Here is a 15,142-nt window from a genome sequence, read left to right as displayed (position 1 = left end):
TTTCATGCTTCTCTATATCCTCTCAGCTATTGTTTCAATGGGATTGGCATTTCTCTTTAAGATGCCTTTAAAGCCAAGGGATAAGTTTAGCTTTGAATCTTCAGTAATTTTTCCAACTCCTATTTTAGCCCTTGGATTTTATGCAATTTTTAAACATCTCTTTTATCCAGGTTTATTTTTTTCAGTACTTGCTGGGATATTAGGATTCTTATTATCAAAATACTCAGATAAATTATTTGGTGAGTCATAGTGCTTTCTCTAATTTTGGCTACAGTTATCTGCTGGCTGAACTTTGTTATCATTGACACTCTCTTAGGCTTGCCAGAGAAGCCAGGGGTTAGTGGAGCTGACACTATTGGAAAAAAGATTGAGAGCATAGGAGGAAATATCCATGGAGGCTACTTTATGGGGAATATTGTCTGTTCCCCAGATGCTTCAGCTGGCACTTTATTGGGAAGTATAATGACTTACTTAATGGGAGTTGATGGAGGTTTAATAGCTTCATTAATGGTTTGGATTGGGAATAGGTTGTGTTCAGATCCTGGCTATGCTGGAACCTTGGGAGCTTTATCTATAACACTTATTATAACAATTCTAAAGCCAATAATTGAGCCAAAATACTTTATTGCTGGCACAGCTTTAGCAATATTTACAATTCAGGGCTTAGAGCATAGAAGAGCTTCATGGCTCCTTTATAGGATAGCTAAGCTCTTTAAGGTGGTTAAATGATAACTGAAGTTGTTAGTTTTATTATTATTCTAATGTTAATTAGAATTTTCATAACAAAGAGTAGGGAGAGGAAACTTTTATATCTCTGTTGTTTAAGCTTTGCCTTCTCTGCTTTGATAGCTTTATATGTTGATTCACCAATGGGTGGAATCTTGGCTATAGTTTTCTTTATTTCTTCCACTCTCTCATCAAATGCTATAGCCCACACCTTAGGAAAGGTGAAACTTTGATATTACTAATTTCAGCTCTCTGTTGTATTGTTGGCTCTTTGGGGGTTATAGTTCACACTGACATCATAAACAAAATAATTATGCTCACCCTTATTGAGATTGGAATTATTGGTTTCATAACCTACTATTACTACTTAGATGTAGCCATAGTTGCAGCAATAACTGAGCCAATTGTAACCATAGTTATCTTAATTGGATATATGAAGTACAAAAAACTGAAAGAGGAGAAGGTTGAGCCTAAGGCTATAATTCCATAAAAAGGGGTTTGAGATGTTAGAACTCTATATAGGCTTTTTCTTACTGATTGTTGGAACCCTTGGCTCAATAATTGGGCCAAATGTTGAGGATCCATTGGTTAGATTCTTAAATATAGAGGTTGCCAGCTGTGGAGTCTCTTTAGTTTTCTTAGCCTATGATGAAACCCTTGCCTTAATGACTTACTTGGCTGTCAATGCTTTACTAACCATTATCATTGTTAGAGCCATCTTAATCAGAACCATGAGGGAAGATGATGAAGATAGGGAAGATATGGAATCTATTGTCTAACCCTGACATAGTTCCTAAGATCTTTGCCTTCATACTCTCCTTAATATTCATCCTTGGGCTTATGGTTCCTCATTATTATAATAGTGATCAACTCTACCCTAAGCCAGAGTTTCACTCCCAGATATTAAAAACTCCTCTGGCTCCATATGATAGAGGAGGAGTTCCATTAAAAGAGCCTGCTGAGGTTAAAGCTCAATATCCCCAATATCTTCCAAATCTTGGGAAGATTACAGCTTACTTAACTCCAATAGCCAGCTTTATCAAAGATAAAACTTACTTCTTTGGCACCACTATAGTCTCAACCCCTGGAGGAATCTTAGATGAAATCCTCTACTACACCAGAGGAATGGATACAGTGCTGGAAAGTACTATCCTCCTACTGTCCTTTATCATCTTCACAAGCCTATACTTAAAGGGGAATAGTGATGTATAGCCTAACAATCTTTATAGGCTTTGTTGTTGGCATTCTCTCTTTGTTGGCTATAAGCTTTCAAAATGATAAGCTACACTCACTAATTTTAACTGACTTGGTAGAGTGTGCCATGCTTGTCATTATAGCTGCTGTTGGCACCGACTTAGCTGAAGCCCTAATCTTACCAGGTTTGGTTGTTGGCTTAGCTGAACTTTTAGCAGTTTCTGAAATCTTATTAGTTAAAACTCAGATAAAGAAGAAAAAAACTAAGAGCTTAGATATCTGCCTAAATATGGAAGTTTTAAGAACAGCTCCTAAATTCTTAGCCTTAGTTTTAATTGTTTATGGCTCTATCTTAACTGGCTTTACTGGAGGAGCCTTAATAGCTACTGGCTTATTATTCTATGCCTTCTCAAGAAGGCATATATGTAGCTTAGACAACCTCTACAAGTTTGTCTGGGAAGGGTTATCTGGTTTATCAGGAATAGCTTGGGCTTGCTGGGTTATAGGATTTCTTGGCTTCTTCCTCTTTCCAAAGTATTGGCTCTCCTTCTTATTGATGGCTGGGATTGGGTTAGTTATTAAAGTAGGATCAAAGATGGGTTTAGTTGGACTTGCGGAGGAGAAATAGGATGATAGTGCCATTTGGAGACATAATTTTTTATTTCTCTCCATTCTCAACTGTTGGGTTTGTTATTGCCTTAGTCTTTACCATCATAGTTTATTTAACCAAGCCTGAGAAGCAGTTAGAGGCTAATAAGTTTAGTGGAGACAAGTTAATAGAGGTTAGCTTGGAAGAGATGAAGATAAGGAGATTGATGGCTATCTTCTGTGGTCTCGCCACCGCTGGAGCTATGATAACCTATGATCTCTTTGACTACACCTTATTTTTAGTTCTCATTGGAATATCAAATATTGGAATTGTTTCTGCCGTTAAAAGAGATTGGGTTTTAAATGCAGCCTTTAACTATGGGTTAGTTGCTATCATAGCCTCTCTTCCCCTCTTTGCCTCAGATTCTTTAGTATTGGCTAAGGCTGGAACACTTTCTTTATTGGAGTTAAGTAAAAAGTCCTATGACTTAATCTTTGAAAAATCATTATTTGCCATTGGAATGGCTGGAGAGGTTGGAATAGCTCCATTCTATGCTGCAAAGGCAGAGATGTTTAGAGCTCCAGGGTCTCCTTATATATTGATGATTCACCTCTCCTCACTCTTGGTTATTATAAGGACTGTTGATATTCTAATACACCTAAGTTAGTGATAGTATGGATGAAGTTAGAAGATATGGACTTTACTCATTGATTGTTGGCATTCTCTCACTAATTTTGATGCTTTACACAGAAGATAAATTTTTAGAGTACTCTCTTTACATCATTTCAATCCCTTCCCTAATCTTTGGGATAGGCTCTTTCCTAATTCCAAAGGTTAGAAGAAGTAAGATAGGAAGAATTCCATTTAGAGGGTTTTAGCATGGTTGAGCTCTTTCTACTAACCTTACATGCATTTCTTGTAGGCTCTTTATTGTTAGGTTTACATAGGAAAGTGATGGCTAAGCTTCAACTTAGACCTGGTCCTCCAATAATACAGCACTTAATCCACACATTTAAATTTTATTTTAAAGAAGTCACTTTCCCAATAACAGCTGCTCAACCTCTCTACATCTTTGTAGCTTGGCTTGACATAGCTATCTGGCTCTCAGCTTTAATTATCTCTCAAGTTCTAAAAGGCTCTCTTTTAATTATCATGGGAATCTATGTTTTACAGAAGATAGTTGAGCATGGTTGTGGTTTATCCTCAGGTTCTCCATATGGAAAGATGGGAGGGGTTAGAAGTGTCTTCTCAGCAGCTGCAGAGGTTCCTCTATTTGCAGTGGTTGCTACAATATACATATTAACAAACTCTCTAAATATTGGAGACATTATCAATTATCAATTAGCTCATGGATATCTTCTCTTTAAACTCCCTCTCTGTGCCTTAGCCTTCTTCATCTTACTAATTTCAAAGTCTCCATATAGCCCATTTGGTATAGTTAAGGGAAAGGATATAGTTAGTGGCTACTTAACTGAGCATTTTGGTTTATTATACAGTATGATCATGATAGCTGATTCCATAGCTTACTATGTCCTACTTTGGCTTTTCATAGCCATCTTCTTAGGCCCAATAGCTTTAAGTTATCCTCTAACTCTCTTGGTTATGGTTGTAATAACAATAATATTAGCTATCATTAACTCCCTAACCCCTCTCTTAGCCCCTCACCATTCAGTTATGCTACAGATGACTCTTGCAGCACTTGTTCTCTTAGATCTATTGCATAGAATATTATGGTGATTACTTATGAAGCTCTATGTTTATTTCTTCTCAATCTCCTGTTTAATAGGAACTATTTACTGTATCCTTGTTACCCTCTACCAAGTTAATGTTTTCCCACTAATTTTTATAGGGTTAGCTATGGCCATACTCTCATTTTTCTCATTAAATAGGAGATATGCAAAATTGTTAGAGAAGTTGGAAATTTACTTCATGCTTATAGTTCTTATCCTCTTTGCCTATGCCTTATACATCTTAAGGGTGTCTTAGTATGGATCTCTTAATTTTAGATATCTCACTTATCCTCTTTGTTATTGGGAATCTCTTAGGGTTAGAATATAGCTATAGAAAGTATCCTTATCCATACAACATAAAAAGAGTCGATCCCTTAGCCTTAGCCCTTGGAATTTTAGGGGGAATAGTGGTTAATTTTAACTTACCACTTGGCTCTCTCCTCTTAGCCTTCCCCTTAGGGATGAGGTCAGGATATGGTAGAGTTGAATTTCTCATAGGCTTAGCCTTAGCCTTTACTCTTTGGGTGTTATTATGATTGAAGAGCTTGATAAAAAGTATGAAGAGCTTTCAAAAAAACAGAAAAGAAATATTTTCTTAAACAGATACCTAATAGAGGATGCTCTAATTCCAATGGCCAAGAAGTTGGGAATTGAGTTAGAAGAGCTTATTGACATTATATTAGAGAAGTATGACTTTTGCTCCTGCTATGAGATACATGCCTATGCTGAACAGGCTAAGATGGGATGCTTAGGAAGAAAAGTAGATATAGACCTTGGCCTCTGCTGGCTCTCAGACTTCTTCAGCCTTATAGATAGGAAAGAAGCTGATAAGATAAGGAAGCTTGTAGTTGAGAAAACTGTCCTCTATAAAGTTCCATATAAAGACTCTTTAAAAGAGGGGAGAGAGAAGGTTATAAAGGCTTTAAGGGGGAAAGAATGAAAACCTTCTTTAGAAAGAGGTCTTTACATCTCTGCCTAATTAACACTGGTGGCTGTAATGGCTGTGATGTTGAAGTTCTCTCCTGCTTAGCCCCAAGGTATGATTTGGAACAGTATGGGATATATTTCCACAACAATCCAAGGGAAGCTGATATCTTAGTGGTGAGTGGTCCAGTAACCCTACAGTGGAAGGAGAGAATTAAAGAGCTCTATGAGAAAGTTCCTGAGCCTAAGATTGTTATAGCCCTTGGAGCCTGTGCCTTAAGTGGAGGGATCTTTAAGGAAGGACATACTTGTAAAGGGGTTTTAAATATCCTGCCAGTTGATGCCAAAGTTCCTGGCTGTCCTCCAAAGCCAGCTGAGATTATTAAAGCTATCTTAAAGGTGGCTCCAAAACTAATAGCTGAAAGGGAGAAAAAATGCCTACAATCCCAATAGGTCCAATACATCCAGCCTTAAAAGAGCCAATGAGAATTAAACTTGTCCTTGAAGGAGAGAGGCCTGTAGATGTAGAGTTAGAGATGGGTTATGCTCATAGAGGAATAGAGAAAATTATGGAAGGAAAGCACTGTCATAAAGCTATCCATCTTGCTGAAAGGGTCTGTGGAATTTGCTCAAATGTTCACACTCACACCTTTGCCCAGTGTGTGGAAAAAATTTCTAAGATAGAAGTGCCAGATAAGGCTAAATATTTAAGAGTAGTAATCTATGAGTTAGAGAGGATACATAGCCATCTCTTAGCCATCTCTACATACTGCTTAGCTATAGAGCATGAAACTCTTGGTTTATGGCTATTGAATATTAGAGAGCCAATTATGGATTTATTTGAGCTAATTACTGGGAATAGGATTAACTTATCCTTTAATGTTATTGGGGGGGTTAGAAAGGACATAACTAAAGAGATGGCTGAGGAAATTATTGACAAAATTAATAGTATAAAGGAAGATGTTGAAAATGTTATGAATGCCTTTGAAAAGGCTCCTTTAGTGGGTTTGAGAAGTAAGGGAATTGGAGTTCTAAAATATAAAGATATTATGAAAACCAGAGCTGTTGGGCCAATAGCAAGAGCCTCTGGCTTACCTGAGAGTGATTGGAGATTAAGGAAGAAGATTTACAAAGAGCTTAAATTTAAAGTTAAGTGGAGGAAGGAAGGAGACAACTTTGCAAGAACCATGGTTAGATTTGAGGAGATACTTGAGAGTATAAGATTGGTTGAGAAGGCTTTAGAGCATTATTTAGAATGCTCTGGAGACTATAGAGTTAGAGCTGAAATTAAGGCTGGAGAGGGAGAGGTTAGAAATGAAGCTCATAGAGGGGAAGTACTTTACCAAATGGCTATAACCTCTGGAGGAATTGTTAAGAAAATCAATATTAGAACTCCCTCAGTGATGAACTTTGAGAGCTATAAGTATATGATTAAGACCTGTCCAACTGTAGCTGACGCTGTAGCTACCTATGTAACAACCGACCCCTGTGTAGCCTGTGCTGAAAGAGCTATTTATATAGTTAAGGATGGGAAAATCTACCAGTATAGGAGATAACTATGGCCTCTTCCATCTTCTACATTTATGAGATTGTTAAGAGGATAAAAAGAGTTTTGGATGCTAAAACAAAAAAAGAGGATTATGAAGATAAGCCAAGATTTAGAAAGGTTCCTCCTATTGTAAAGTATCCTGAAAAGTGTATAAGTTGTGAAGCCTGTAAAGAGAGTTGTCCAGCAAAGGCTATAGAGATGGTAGAGAGGGAGAAAAAGATTCCAAATATTGAAGTAGATTCCTGTATAGCTTGTCTAAACTGTGTTGAAGTTTGTCCAACAGGAGTTTTAGAGTTGGATAAGCATAGAGTTAGTGTTGAAGGACAACCCTTTTCAGTTCCTAAGTTTCACTATCTACAGATAGATGAAGAGGTTTGTGCAAACTGTGGGAAGTGTGAAAGAGCTTGCCCTATAGGTGTAATACATAAAACTGAGAAAGCCTATAAAATAGATGTTGAAAGATGTATAACTTGCAAGAGATGCTTAGAAGTCTGCCCATTGAAAAATGCTATTGTTGTCTTCACTGAAGAGGAGATGAATGAAAAATTTGATAGGGCTTTCAGACTAAAAATATTAAAAGAGTTTAATAAGCTAACCTATGAGGAAAAAGTGGAAAAGCCGCATATTGTTAAAAGTCTATGTATAGCTTGCCTAAACTGTGTTGAAGTTTGTCCTGGTGAGATAGATATTGAGAAGGGAGAAATAATTAGTTGCTTAAACTGCTTCTACTGCTTAGAGGTTTGCCCAACCACAGCTATTAGGGTTAGAAAAGAGCCTATAGCTAAGGAGAAGGTTAAGTGCTATGTTGTCTTGGAAGAAGATTGTATAGGTTGCAGAGCCTGTTATAAAGTTTGTAAGTTTGGAGCCATTACCATAAGTAAGAAAACTAAGCTTCCCTATATTTTACCAGATAAGTGTATTGTCTGTGGCTTATGTGAGAGGGAGTGTCCAGTAGATACTATAAAGTTGGTTAATATTGATGAAGCCAAGAAGATGGCAAAAATAAGAACAATTGAGGATGATCTCATTGAAAGACTTGAAAATCTCTTACAAGGAGAAATGTCTGAATTTGCTAAAAAACTTTGTAATCTTAGAGGTAAATGTTAGAGATATCTATGTTATTAAAGATAGGTGTGTCCTCTGTAACCTCTGTAAAGAGGTTTGTCCAGCAAACTGTATTTTTGATGGAGAGGAGAGTGTTGAAATTAATAAAGAGAAGTGTATGTTCTGTGGAAGATGTGTTAAAGTTTGCCCAACAAAGGCTATAAAGTTGGTAAGGAAGGTTAGATACTTAGAAGATGGAGTGGTTAAGGAGAGGGAAATTAAGAAATATGTAGACATCTTCTATAACTATAGGAAATGTATTTCCTGCCTAATTTGTGTAAAAAATTGTATATTTGGAGCTATGAGCATTGAAGAAAATAAATTTAAGGATAAGATAGTTATTGATAAGAAGAAATGTGAACTTTGTGGAAAATGTGAAGAGATATGTCCTACAAAGGCAATATATCTAAAAGGGGTCTAAATGGAGATAGTTAAAGATTTAAAAGAAATTTTTGAAGACATGGATGAGGATGAAGAGTTATTGAAGCATATAGCTAACCATCTCTCTGAGATTAGGGGAAAGTTAATTTATGTTAATGAAAGTATCTGTTGCAAATGTAACCTATGCTATAAAGAGTGTCCTGTTGATGCTATAGAGAGAGCAAAGGTTAAGAGAGCTGTGAAGATAAAGGATAACTGTATTAAGTGTGAGATCTGTGCTAAAACTTGTCCAGTTGATGCCATCTTTGTGATAGAGGGAGATGTAAATATAAAAGATAGTAAGATAGTTCTCTCAATCAATAAAAAAGAAGTGATGAAGAGAAAAATTAGGTTAAAAAATTATATTTTCAATGATGAGAAATGTGGAAAGTGTGGAATCTGTGCAATGGTTTGCCCAACAAAGGCTATAAAGGTTGTTAGGAAAAAAAGCTTTTCTGTTAACTTAGATCTTTGTATTGGCTGTGGAGCCTGTGAAGAACAGTGTCCTAAGAAGGCTGTTAAGGTTGAGAGAGAATTAGGAAATATTTATAAAGAGGGACATATGGAAGTTGATAAAGAGCTTTGTGTTGGCTGTATGGTTTGTGTTGAAGAATGTCCTATAGATTGTATTTATGACATAGGGGGAGTTGTTGAGATAGATAATGATAAGTGTGTCCTCTGTAGGATCTGTGAAGAGGTTTGCCCAACAAAGGCTATAAAGATGATTAGCTATGATCAAGAGGGTGAAGGTAAAGATTGATGGTAAGGAAGAATATATATATGTTCCAGTTGAAGAGTTCTATAACTTACATATAAATGATAGGTTAATTTTAAGCTCTCATTCTATTTCTCCCTCAAATCTTAAAGAATTTTCAGCTGGCTTTTCAGTTTCTGAGGGTTATCTAACCAATATTGAGGCTATTGAAATTGAAGAAAAGAATATTTATGTCTATGGAAGTTATGAGAAGAAAGAGAGGAAAAAAGGAAATTTAAACTTAGACATCAATTTAATTAAAAAGATTGGTAGCTTAGAACTTGACTATAAATATTGGAAGCTAACTTCAGGCTTTCACTGGGCTTCTATTTTTGAGGGAGAGGAAATAATATGCTTTTTTGAGGATATAAGTAGGCATAATGCAGTTGATAAAGCTATAGGCTTTTGTATCCTAAATAATAAAAATTTTGATAATTTAATTTTAAGATACAGTGGAAGAATTCCCTATGAAATTGTAAGGAAGGCTGTAAATGCTAATATAAATGTTATAATATCTAAAGCAACAGCAACAGATAAGGCTATAGAGCTTGCTAAGAGGGAAGGGATAGCTTTAATTAAGGTTAAGGATGGAAAAGCTACAGTATATTAAAAAATTTGGTGAGTCTTACATGGACATTGCTGAGGAAATTAGGAGAATTGAAGAGGAGTTAAAGAAAACTCCATATAATAAGGCTACTCAGAAACACATAGCAAGGCTAAAGGCTAAGCTTGCCAAACTGAGAGAGAAGGCTCAAAGTAGATCTGGAGGTGGAGGAGGAAAGGGGTATGCTGTAAAGAAGAGTGGGGATGCCACAGCTGCATTTGTTGGTTTTCCTTCAGTTGGTAAATCCACTCTATTAAACAAGTTAACCAATGCCAACTCTGAAGTTGGAGCCTATGCTTTCACAACTTTAACTATAGTTCCAGGAGTTTTAGAATATAAAGGGGCTAAGATTCAATTGTTAGATGCTCCTGGTATTATTGTTGGAGCCTCTTCAGGAAAGGGAAGAGGAACAGAGGTTTTATCAGCTGTAAGAAGTGCTGACCTAATACTATTAACTGTTGACATCTACACCTTAGAGCATCTTCCTGTAATTGAAAGAGAGCTTTACAATGTTGGGATTAGACTTGATCAGAAGCCTCCAGATGTGAAGATTAAGGTTAAGGATAGAGGAGGGATAAATGTAACTTCTACTGTGCCCTTAACAAAGATAGACAAGGATACAATTGAAGCTATACTTAATGAGTATAGAATTCACAATGCTGATGTTGTAATAAGAGAGGATATAAGTGTAGAGCAATTTATAGATGTTGTTGCTGGGAATAGAGTTTATATTCCCTCTTTAGTGGTTGTTAATAAAATAGACTTGGCTGATGAAGAATATTTAAAGTATATTGAAGAGAGGTTAAAAGAGTTTGGGAAAGATTATGTCTTAGTCTCAGGAAACAAAGAGATTAACTTAGATCTACTAAAGGAGAAAATATACAACAAGTTAGGATTTATAAAAATTTATTTAAAGCCACAGGGTAAAAAGCCTGACTTTGATGAACCTCTAATTATGAGGAAGGGAGCAACAGTTAAAGATGTCTGTGAAAAGCTTCATAGAGATTTTGTTAAAAACTTCAGATATGCCTTAGTCTGGGGAAAATCTGTTAAGTATCCTGGGCAAAGGGTTGGTTTAGATCATAAGTTAGAGGATGAAGACATCTTAACAATAGTGATTAAGAGAAGCTAATCTTTCTTTATAAACCTCTTGGCAAAGTCTAAGATGTTCTCACTTATAATATACTTAGAGTTGTCTTTTAAAACATTGTTTGTAACTTCCAAGGCTTTATACAGTTGAGCCTCATCTTTAAAGTACTGTCTTGCAGCTTCAGCTACTATCTGTATAGCCTTAGCTTGCCCTTCAGCCTCTATTCTATAACTCTCAGCTATCCCCTGAGCCTTTAAAATTCTTGCCTGCTTCTCTCCCTCAGCCTCTAAGATAGCAGCTCTCTTTAACCTCTCAGCCTTCATCTGCTGAGCCATTGCCTCTTTTATATCCTGTGGAGGGTCTATCTCTTTAACCTCAACCTTTTCAACTCTAACTCCCCATTGGTTAGTTTCCCTATCTAAAACCTCTAAAAGCTTAGAGTTTATATACTCTCTCTTATTCAGAACTTCATCTAACTCTAAGCTTCCTATAATAGCCCTTAGAGTAGTTTGAGCTAAGTTTATTATTGCATATTCATAGTCTTCAACCTCTAAGATAGCTCTCTCAACATCTATAACTCTATAGTAAACAATAGCATCTACCTTAACAACAGCATTATCCTTAGTAATCATTTCTTGAACTGGAACATTAACAACTCTTGTTCTCAGATCTATCTTAACAGGCACATCTAAGAAGGGGATTATAATATTTATCCCTGGCTTCAACTTCCCTATCACTTTACCCAACCTAAATATTAAACCTCCTTCATATTGGTTAACTATAACTATACTCTTAATAATAATGAACAAAACTAAAACTCCAATAATTAGCCAAAAAATAAAGCTCATTCTTCCACCTTTTTAACTTTAAGGGTAGTTCCTTCATAGCCAATAACAATAACCTTATCCCCCTTCTTTATCCCCTCTCCCCTTGCTAACCAATTTTCTCCTTCAACTTCAACCCTTCCAAAGCCCTCTTCATCAAAGTCTTCCAAGGCATAGCCCTCTTTATTGATTAACCTCTCTACTCCAACCTTAACCTCACTCTTAACAGAATAGACAAATTTGTTTAACACCACTATAGTCAATAAACCAGCTAAAATAGCTGAGATTAGGGAGAGGTTTGGCATTATCATTAAAAAAATCCCATAGATAATTAAAGCTATCCCCAAGGCTGGCATATATAAGCCAGGAGTAACAATTTCAGCAACAATTGCCAATAGCCCAAGTAGGATAAAGAGATAACCAACCATAGTTTTCACAAATAAATTTATTTTTAAAACCTTGAATATAAAGGTTTCTTTTTTATATTTGTAAATTAAAATCTACCAAAGAAGTAAAAATAAATCAAAAATCTTTAATATTTTTTGTAAAATTTAAATTAAATAAAAAATTTTTAGGTTGAGAAGGATGTTAGATGAGTTAAAGAGAATTAAAGTTAAGGATGTGATGACAAGGGAGGTTATCACCATAAATAAGGATGAGCTTGCTGTAAAGGCATTTGAGAAGATGTTGAAGTATAAGATTAGCTCTCTTCCAGTTGTTGATGGAGAAAAATTAATTGGGATAGTTACAACCACAGATATAGGCTACAATTTAATAAAGGACAAATATACTTTAGAAACTACAGTTGAGGATGTGATGACAAAGGAGGTTATTACAGTTTATGAGGATGAAAGTATTATAGAGGCTATAAAGAAGATGGATGTTAAGAAGGAAGAGATTATAAACCAATTGCCAGTTTTAAACAGAGAGGAGAAGTTAGTAGGGATAATATCAGATGGAGATATAATTAGATTGCTCTCAAAGATATTGAAGGGATCAGTATGAAGTTTGGTGAGGCAAGCTATGGCTTAGCTTGGGTTAATGTTTGCCTAAACAACAAAGAGCTATTTTTAAAAACTTTTTCAAGCGGGGGGATTTTAGCAAATTTGAGGCCTAATTTAATAGTTAAGCCCCTAACTATTGTTAAGCCAATTAACAACTTAGATAGTGAAGCTAAAGAAGAGCTATTTTATGGAGTTGTTCAATTTGCCATAGCCAAGGCTGTAGCTGACTTAAACTTAAACTCTGAGTATATAGTTTTTAATGTCAATGTTCCTGAGGTTCCACTAACAAAAATTTATAAAAAAAGGGTGTTTCAGCAATTTTATGCATCAGCAAGAACTGCAATTTTAAGAGCATTAAATGACTATCCAAGCTTAGACAAGGTTAAGAGAGAGAAGTTTAGAGCTTTACACCCATTAGTTGGATTTAGGGATGATAAGCTTGAGAATCCTCCATATTTACAGATAGCCTTAGATGTCCCATCCTTAGAGAACTTAGAGTTTATTTTAAATAACCTTCCTGAAAGTGATCACCTAATCTTAGAAGCTGGAACTCCTCTAATAAAAAGATTTGGCTTAGAGGTTATTGAAAAAATTAGGGAAAGCTTTGATGGCTTTATAGTGGCTGATTTAAAAACCTTGGATGCTGGAGGCTTAGAGGTTAGGTTAGCCTTTGAACACACAGCTGACGCTGTTGTTGTTAGTGGCTTAGCTCCAAGGGAAACTATAGAGAGGGCTTTAAGTGAGGCTAATAAGTATGGGCTCATCTCTTACTTAGATCTTCTAAATGTCCAAAATCCCCAGAAGCTTTATAACTCTCTAAAAAATAAGCCAGATGTTATAGTCTTTCATACTGGGATAGATGAAAATAAAAGAAGAGAGTTCTCTTTAGAGGGGAACTTTAAAAGAGCTATAGCTGGAGGAGTTAAGTTAGAAGAGATTGACAAGTTAATTAATAGTTATGAAATTATTATTGTTGGAAGAGCCATAACAAAGTCAAGAGACCCTGGAAGAGTTGTTAGATTTATCTTAAATAAGATGGGCTATGATATAGATACATATAGACTTTACTATGATGAAGATGATTAACCTAACAAAGAGACAGATTGAGATTTTATTAACTTTATATAGGACAAGGTCACAAAAAGAGGCTGCTAAGGTTTTAAATATCTCTCCCTCAGCTTTAAATGTTCAACTCAAAAGGATGGAGAGGAAGTTAGGATTTAAGCTTTATTATTCCACATCCTCAGGAACAGTTTTGACTGAGAAAGCCTTAGCTATAATAGATAATTATCTTGAAGAAAATTTAAATAAGAAGTTTGTAGTTTCTGGCTACATAAGTGGAGAGTTTGGCAAAAAAATTTTTGACAATCTTATAATAACCTCTTTTGGCTCAGCTCTAACTCTTTTAAGGTTAGGGTTAGTTAATATCTTAGGAATAGATGATCCCTACTGGCTTTATAGGCTTGAAGATGAGAGGTTTATAAAGTATGAGTATGGAAGCTACAAATTGGACATTGTGAAAACTTTTTATGATAAATTTATAATGGTTAGTAAGGACAATTTTGACTATAGGAAGTTAATAGGCATAAGATACAGTGCTCAGAGGATAGTTTATAATATTTTAAAAGAGGAGAAGATAAAGTTTAAAGTTTTAGTTAGAGTTGAAAGTCCATTTAAAGCTATTGAATATCTTAATAAAGGCTACTCAATGTTTATAAATGAGAGCTTTTTAAAGTATCTGGAAGAGTTTAATGTAGGGTATCCAGCATTTTATGAGAAAACAACACATGCTATAAACTTTGTTAGGGTGAAATAAAATGGACATTAAGAGATTGGAAGAGATTGCTAAGAGAGTTAGATACAAGATTGTTAAAATGGTTGGCTTAGCCAAGTCTGGACATCCTGGAGGCTCTTTAAGTGCCACTGATATAATGGTAGCCCTCTATTTCCATATCATGGACTATGATCCAAAAAACCCCTATAAAAAAGAGAGAGATAGATTTGTTTTAAGTAAAGGGCATGCTGCTCCTGCTTTATATGCTATACTCTCAGAGCTTGGGATTATAGAGGAAGAGGAGCTATGGAAGCTTAGAAAGTTGGAGGGAAAGCTACAAGGGCATCCATCAATGGACACTCCTGGAGTTGAGATCTGTACAGGATCCTTAGGACAGGGTTTTTCTGCAAGTGTTGGGATGGCTATAGGTTACAAGTTAGATAACTTGAAGAATTATATCTATGTCCTCTTAGGAGATGGGGAATGCCAAGAGGGAATAGTCTGGGAAGCAGCTATGGCTGCAGCTCATTATAAGTTAGATAATTTAATAGCCATTGTTGATAGAAACTATCTACAAATAGATGGAAATACAGAGGAGGTTATGGCCTTAGGAGATTTAAAGGAGAAATTTAAAGCCTTTGGCTGGGATACTTTTGAGATAGATGGGCACAACTTCAAGGAAATCATTGAAACCATAAATAAAGCAAAGAGCTTAAAGAATGGTAAGCCAAAGGCTATAATAGCAAGAACTGTTAAAGGAAAAGGAGTGTCATTTATGGAGAATAATGTGGCATTCCATGGAAAGGCTCCAAATGAGGAACAGTTAAAAGAGGCTCTCAAAGAGTTAAGTTAATAT

Annotated in this window: 26 protein-coding genes; 24 read left to right on the top strand and 2 right to left on the bottom strand. The window is 35.7% G+C overall.

Translation table 11 applies throughout. The features are described from left to right. Positions 1 to 4 precede the first annotated feature (4 nt). The 20 genes from ehaA to METIN_RS06485 are packed head-to-tail and all read left to right on the top strand — an operon-like array spanning position 5 to position 10,726. Positions 5 to 250, top strand: a complete 246-nt coding sequence (gene ehaA, locus METIN_RS06580; RefSeq protein WP_013100704.1) for an energy-converting NiFe hydrogenase A subunit EhaA — start codon at positions 5 to 7, stop codon at positions 248 to 250. Next, positions 250 to 729, top strand: a complete 480-nt coding sequence (locus tag METIN_RS06575; RefSeq protein ID WP_013100703.1) for a hypothetical protein — start codon at positions 250 to 252, stop codon at positions 727 to 729. Before ehaA ends, METIN_RS06575 begins: the two co-directional genes overlap by 1 nt. Further along, positions 726 to 959 carry a DUF2109 domain-containing protein gene (locus METIN_RS06570; protein ID WP_013100702.1) on the top strand — a complete coding sequence of 78 codons (234 nt, stop codon included), beginning with the start codon at positions 726 to 728 and terminating at the stop codon, positions 957 to 959. Before METIN_RS06575 ends, METIN_RS06570 begins: the two co-directional genes overlap by 4 nt. After that, positions 956 to 1,216: a DUF2108 domain-containing protein gene (locus tag METIN_RS06565; RefSeq protein ID WP_013100701.1), complete on the top strand. Its 261-nt coding sequence runs from the start codon at positions 956 to 958 to the stop codon at positions 1,214 to 1,216. The genes METIN_RS06570 and METIN_RS06565 overlap by 4 nt, the downstream gene beginning before the upstream one ends. Before the next feature lie 13 nt (positions 1,217 to 1,229). Then, positions 1,230 to 1,505 carry a DUF2107 family protein gene (locus tag METIN_RS06560; RefSeq protein ID WP_013100700.1) on the top strand — a complete coding sequence of 92 codons (276 nt, stop codon included), beginning with the start codon at positions 1,230 to 1,232 and terminating at the stop codon, positions 1,503 to 1,505. Next, positions 1,468 to 1,938 (top strand): EhaF family protein, encoded by a 471-nt coding sequence (locus METIN_RS06555; protein ID WP_048203461.1) that lies wholly within the window; start codon positions 1,468 to 1,470, stop codon positions 1,936 to 1,938. Before METIN_RS06560 ends, METIN_RS06555 begins: the two co-directional genes overlap by 38 nt. Beyond that, a complete protein-coding gene (locus tag METIN_RS06550) occupies positions 1,931 to 2,548 on the top strand; it encodes an EhaG family protein (RefSeq protein ID WP_013100698.1) in 618 nt (205 codons plus the stop codon). The genes METIN_RS06555 and METIN_RS06550 overlap by 8 nt, the downstream gene beginning before the upstream one ends. A 1-nt stretch (position 2,549) precedes the next feature. Continuing rightward, positions 2,550 to 3,176, top strand: coding sequence for a membrane protein (locus METIN_RS06545; RefSeq protein ID WP_013100697.1), 627 nt, complete (start codon positions 2,550 to 2,552; stop codon positions 3,174 to 3,176). A gap of 7 nt (positions 3,177 to 3,183) precedes the next feature. After that, a complete protein-coding gene (locus tag METIN_RS06540; RefSeq protein ID WP_013100696.1) occupies positions 3,184 to 3,387 on the top strand; it encodes a hypothetical protein in 204 nt (67 codons plus the stop codon). A 1-nt stretch (position 3,388) separates the two neighbouring features. After that, positions 3,389 to 4,246, top strand: a complete 858-nt coding sequence (locus METIN_RS06535; protein WP_013100695.1) for a respiratory chain complex I subunit 1 family protein — start codon at positions 3,389 to 3,391, stop codon at positions 4,244 to 4,246. Between the two features lie 6 nt (positions 4,247 to 4,252). Beyond that, positions 4,253 to 4,495, top strand: a complete 243-nt coding sequence (locus METIN_RS06530) for a hypothetical protein (protein ID WP_013100694.1) — start codon at positions 4,253 to 4,255, stop codon at positions 4,493 to 4,495. Between the two features lies 1 nt (position 4,496). After that, a complete protein-coding gene (locus METIN_RS06525; RefSeq protein WP_013100693.1) occupies positions 4,497 to 4,775 on the top strand; it encodes an energy-converting hydrogenase subunit EhaL family protein in 279 nt (92 codons plus the stop codon). Beyond that, positions 4,772 to 5,179, top strand: coding sequence for a DUF1959 family protein (locus METIN_RS06520; RefSeq protein ID WP_013100692.1), 408 nt, complete (start codon positions 4,772 to 4,774; stop codon positions 5,177 to 5,179). Before METIN_RS06525 ends, METIN_RS06520 begins: the two co-directional genes overlap by 4 nt. Then, a complete protein-coding gene (locus METIN_RS06515) occupies positions 5,176 to 5,616 on the top strand; it encodes an NADH-quinone oxidoreductase subunit B family protein (RefSeq protein ID WP_013100691.1) in 441 nt (146 codons plus the stop codon). Before METIN_RS06520 ends, METIN_RS06515 begins: the two co-directional genes overlap by 4 nt. Then, positions 5,598 to 6,719 carry a hydrogenase large subunit gene (locus METIN_RS06510; protein WP_013100690.1) on the top strand — a complete coding sequence of 374 codons (1,122 nt, stop codon included), beginning with the start codon at positions 5,598 to 5,600 and terminating at the stop codon, positions 6,717 to 6,719. Before METIN_RS06515 ends, METIN_RS06510 begins: the two co-directional genes overlap by 19 nt. Before the next feature lie 2 nt (positions 6,720 to 6,721). Next, positions 6,722 to 7,819 carry a 4Fe-4S dicluster domain-containing protein gene (locus METIN_RS06505; RefSeq protein WP_013100689.1) on the top strand — a complete coding sequence of 366 codons (1,098 nt, stop codon included), beginning with the start codon at positions 6,722 to 6,724 and terminating at the stop codon, positions 7,817 to 7,819. Then, positions 7,740 to 8,237 carry a 4Fe-4S binding protein gene (locus METIN_RS06500; RefSeq protein ID WP_232156303.1) on the top strand — a complete coding sequence of 166 codons (498 nt, stop codon included), beginning with the start codon at positions 7,740 to 7,742 and terminating at the stop codon, positions 8,235 to 8,237. The genes METIN_RS06505 and METIN_RS06500 overlap by 80 nt, the downstream gene beginning before the upstream one ends. After that, positions 8,238 to 8,996, top strand: a complete 759-nt coding sequence (locus METIN_RS06495; protein ID WP_013100687.1) for a 4Fe-4S binding protein — start codon at positions 8,238 to 8,240, stop codon at positions 8,994 to 8,996. Beyond that, entirely contained in the window at positions 8,968 to 9,600 is a 633-nt protein-coding gene (locus tag METIN_RS06490; protein ID WP_013100686.1) for a formate dehydrogenase accessory sulfurtransferase FdhD, read from the top strand. Before METIN_RS06495 ends, METIN_RS06490 begins: the two co-directional genes overlap by 29 nt. 19 nt (positions 9,601 to 9,619) lie before the next feature. Continuing rightward, complete coding sequence (locus tag METIN_RS06485; RefSeq protein WP_048203457.1) at positions 9,620 to 10,726, top strand: OBG GTPase family GTP-binding protein; 1,107 nt, start codon at positions 9,620 to 9,622, stop codon at positions 10,724 to 10,726. Here the strand turns inward: METIN_RS06485 and METIN_RS06480 are convergent. Together METIN_RS06480 and METIN_RS06475 are read right to left on the bottom strand one after the other, a co-directional pair. Continuing rightward, complete coding sequence (locus METIN_RS06480; RefSeq protein WP_013100684.1) at positions 10,723 to 11,532, bottom strand: SPFH domain-containing protein; 810 nt, start codon at positions 11,530 to 11,532, stop codon at positions 10,723 to 10,725. The two genes, METIN_RS06485 and METIN_RS06480, sit on opposite strands and share 4 nt — an antisense overlap. Then, complete coding sequence (locus tag METIN_RS06475; protein ID WP_013100683.1) at positions 11,529 to 11,936, bottom strand: NfeD family protein; 408 nt, start codon at positions 11,934 to 11,936, stop codon at positions 11,529 to 11,531. The genes METIN_RS06480 and METIN_RS06475 overlap by 4 nt, the downstream gene beginning before the upstream one ends. A gap of 157 nt (positions 11,937 to 12,093) precedes the next feature. Here METIN_RS06475 and METIN_RS06470 point away from each other — a divergent pair, with 157 nt between their 5' ends. From METIN_RS06470 to METIN_RS06455, 4 genes are read left to right on the top strand one after another with little or no spacing between them, the layout of a single operon-like run. After that, a complete protein-coding gene (locus METIN_RS06470) occupies positions 12,094 to 12,513 on the top strand; it encodes a CBS domain-containing protein (RefSeq protein ID WP_013100682.1) in 420 nt (139 codons plus the stop codon). After that, a complete protein-coding gene (locus METIN_RS06465) occupies positions 12,510 to 13,598 on the top strand; it encodes a bifunctional 5,6,7,8-tetrahydromethanopterin hydro-lyase/3-hexulose-6-phosphate synthase (protein WP_013100681.1) in 1,089 nt (362 codons plus the stop codon). Before METIN_RS06470 ends, METIN_RS06465 begins: the two co-directional genes overlap by 4 nt. Then, positions 13,591 to 14,328, top strand: coding sequence for a helix-turn-helix domain-containing protein (locus tag METIN_RS06460; RefSeq protein ID WP_232156302.1), 738 nt, complete (start codon positions 13,591 to 13,593; stop codon positions 14,326 to 14,328). Before METIN_RS06465 ends, METIN_RS06460 begins: the two co-directional genes overlap by 8 nt. A gap of 1 nt (position 14,329) precedes the next feature. After that, positions 14,330 to 15,139, top strand: a complete 810-nt coding sequence (locus METIN_RS06455) for a transketolase (RefSeq protein ID WP_013100679.1) — start codon at positions 14,330 to 14,332, stop codon at positions 15,137 to 15,139. The last annotated feature ends 3 nt before the right edge of the window (positions 15,140 to 15,142 follow it).

It is taken from the genome of Methanocaldococcus infernus ME, from assembly GCF_000092305.1.
In the GTDB taxonomy this organism is placed as follows: Archaea; AGJL01; Methanococci; order Methanococcales; family Methanocaldococcaceae; genus Methanocaldococcus; species Methanocaldococcus infernus.
This window is presented reverse-complemented; position numbering and strand designations above follow the sequence as displayed.

Bases quoted from the DNA above. Each gene is read 5' to 3' on its own strand.
- ehaA (WP_013100704.1), top strand. From the start codon at position 5: ATGCTTCTCTATATCCTCTCAGCTATTGTTTCAATGGGATTGGCATTT.
- METIN_RS06570 (WP_013100702.1), top strand. From the start codon at position 726: ATGATAACTGAAGTTGTTAGTTTTATTATTATTCTAATGTTAATTAGA.
- METIN_RS06560 (WP_013100700.1), top strand. From the start codon at position 1,230: ATGTTAGAACTCTATATAGGCTTTTTCTTACTGATTGTTGGAACCCTT.
- METIN_RS06555 (WP_048203461.1), top strand. From the start codon at position 1,468: ATGATGAAGATAGGGAAGATATGGAATCTATTGTCTAACCCTGACATA.
- METIN_RS06550 (WP_013100698.1), top strand. From the start codon at position 1,931: ATGTATAGCCTAACAATCTTTATAGGCTTTGTTGTTGGCATTCTCTCT.
- METIN_RS06545 (WP_013100697.1), top strand. From the start codon at position 2,550: ATGATAGTGCCATTTGGAGACATAATTTTTTATTTCTCTCCATTCTCA.
- METIN_RS06540 (WP_013100696.1), top strand. From the start codon at position 3,184: ATGGATGAAGTTAGAAGATATGGACTTTACTCATTGATTGTTGGCATT.
- METIN_RS06535 (WP_013100695.1), top strand. From the start codon at position 3,389: ATGGTTGAGCTCTTTCTACTAACCTTACATGCATTTCTTGTAGGCTCT.
- METIN_RS06530 (WP_013100694.1), top strand. From the start codon at position 4,253: ATGAAGCTCTATGTTTATTTCTTCTCAATCTCCTGTTTAATAGGAACT.
- METIN_RS06525 (WP_013100693.1), top strand. From the start codon at position 4,497: ATGGATCTCTTAATTTTAGATATCTCACTTATCCTCTTTGTTATTGGG.
- METIN_RS06520 (WP_013100692.1), top strand. From the start codon at position 4,772: ATGATTGAAGAGCTTGATAAAAAGTATGAAGAGCTTTCAAAAAAACAG.
- METIN_RS06515 (WP_013100691.1), top strand. From the start codon at position 5,176: ATGAAAACCTTCTTTAGAAAGAGGTCTTTACATCTCTGCCTAATTAAC.
- METIN_RS06510 (WP_013100690.1), top strand. From the start codon at position 5,598: ATGCCTACAATCCCAATAGGTCCAATACATCCAGCCTTAAAAGAGCCA.
- METIN_RS06505 (WP_013100689.1), top strand. From the start codon at position 6,722: ATGGCCTCTTCCATCTTCTACATTTATGAGATTGTTAAGAGGATAAAA.
- METIN_RS06495 (WP_013100687.1), top strand. From the start codon at position 8,238: ATGGAGATAGTTAAAGATTTAAAAGAAATTTTTGAAGACATGGATGAG.
- METIN_RS06490 (WP_013100686.1), top strand. From the start codon at position 8,968: ATGATCAAGAGGGTGAAGGTAAAGATTGATGGTAAGGAAGAATATATA.
- METIN_RS06485 (WP_048203457.1), top strand. From the start codon at position 9,620: ATGGACATTGCTGAGGAAATTAGGAGAATTGAAGAGGAGTTAAAGAAA.
- METIN_RS06480 (WP_013100684.1), bottom strand. From the start codon at position 11,532: ATGAGCTTTATTTTTTGGCTAATTATTGGAGTTTTAGTTTTGTTCATT.
- METIN_RS06475 (WP_013100683.1), bottom strand. From the start codon at position 11,936: ATGGTTGGTTATCTCTTTATCCTACTTGGGCTATTGGCAATTGTTGCT.
- METIN_RS06470 (WP_013100682.1), top strand. From the start codon at position 12,094: ATGTTAGATGAGTTAAAGAGAATTAAAGTTAAGGATGTGATGACAAGG.
- METIN_RS06465 (WP_013100681.1), top strand. From the start codon at position 12,510: ATGAAGTTTGGTGAGGCAAGCTATGGCTTAGCTTGGGTTAATGTTTGC.
- METIN_RS06460 (WP_232156302.1), top strand. From the start codon at position 13,591: ATGATTAACCTAACAAAGAGACAGATTGAGATTTTATTAACTTTATAT.
- METIN_RS06455 (WP_013100679.1), top strand. From the start codon at position 14,330: ATGGACATTAAGAGATTGGAAGAGATTGCTAAGAGAGTTAGATACAAG.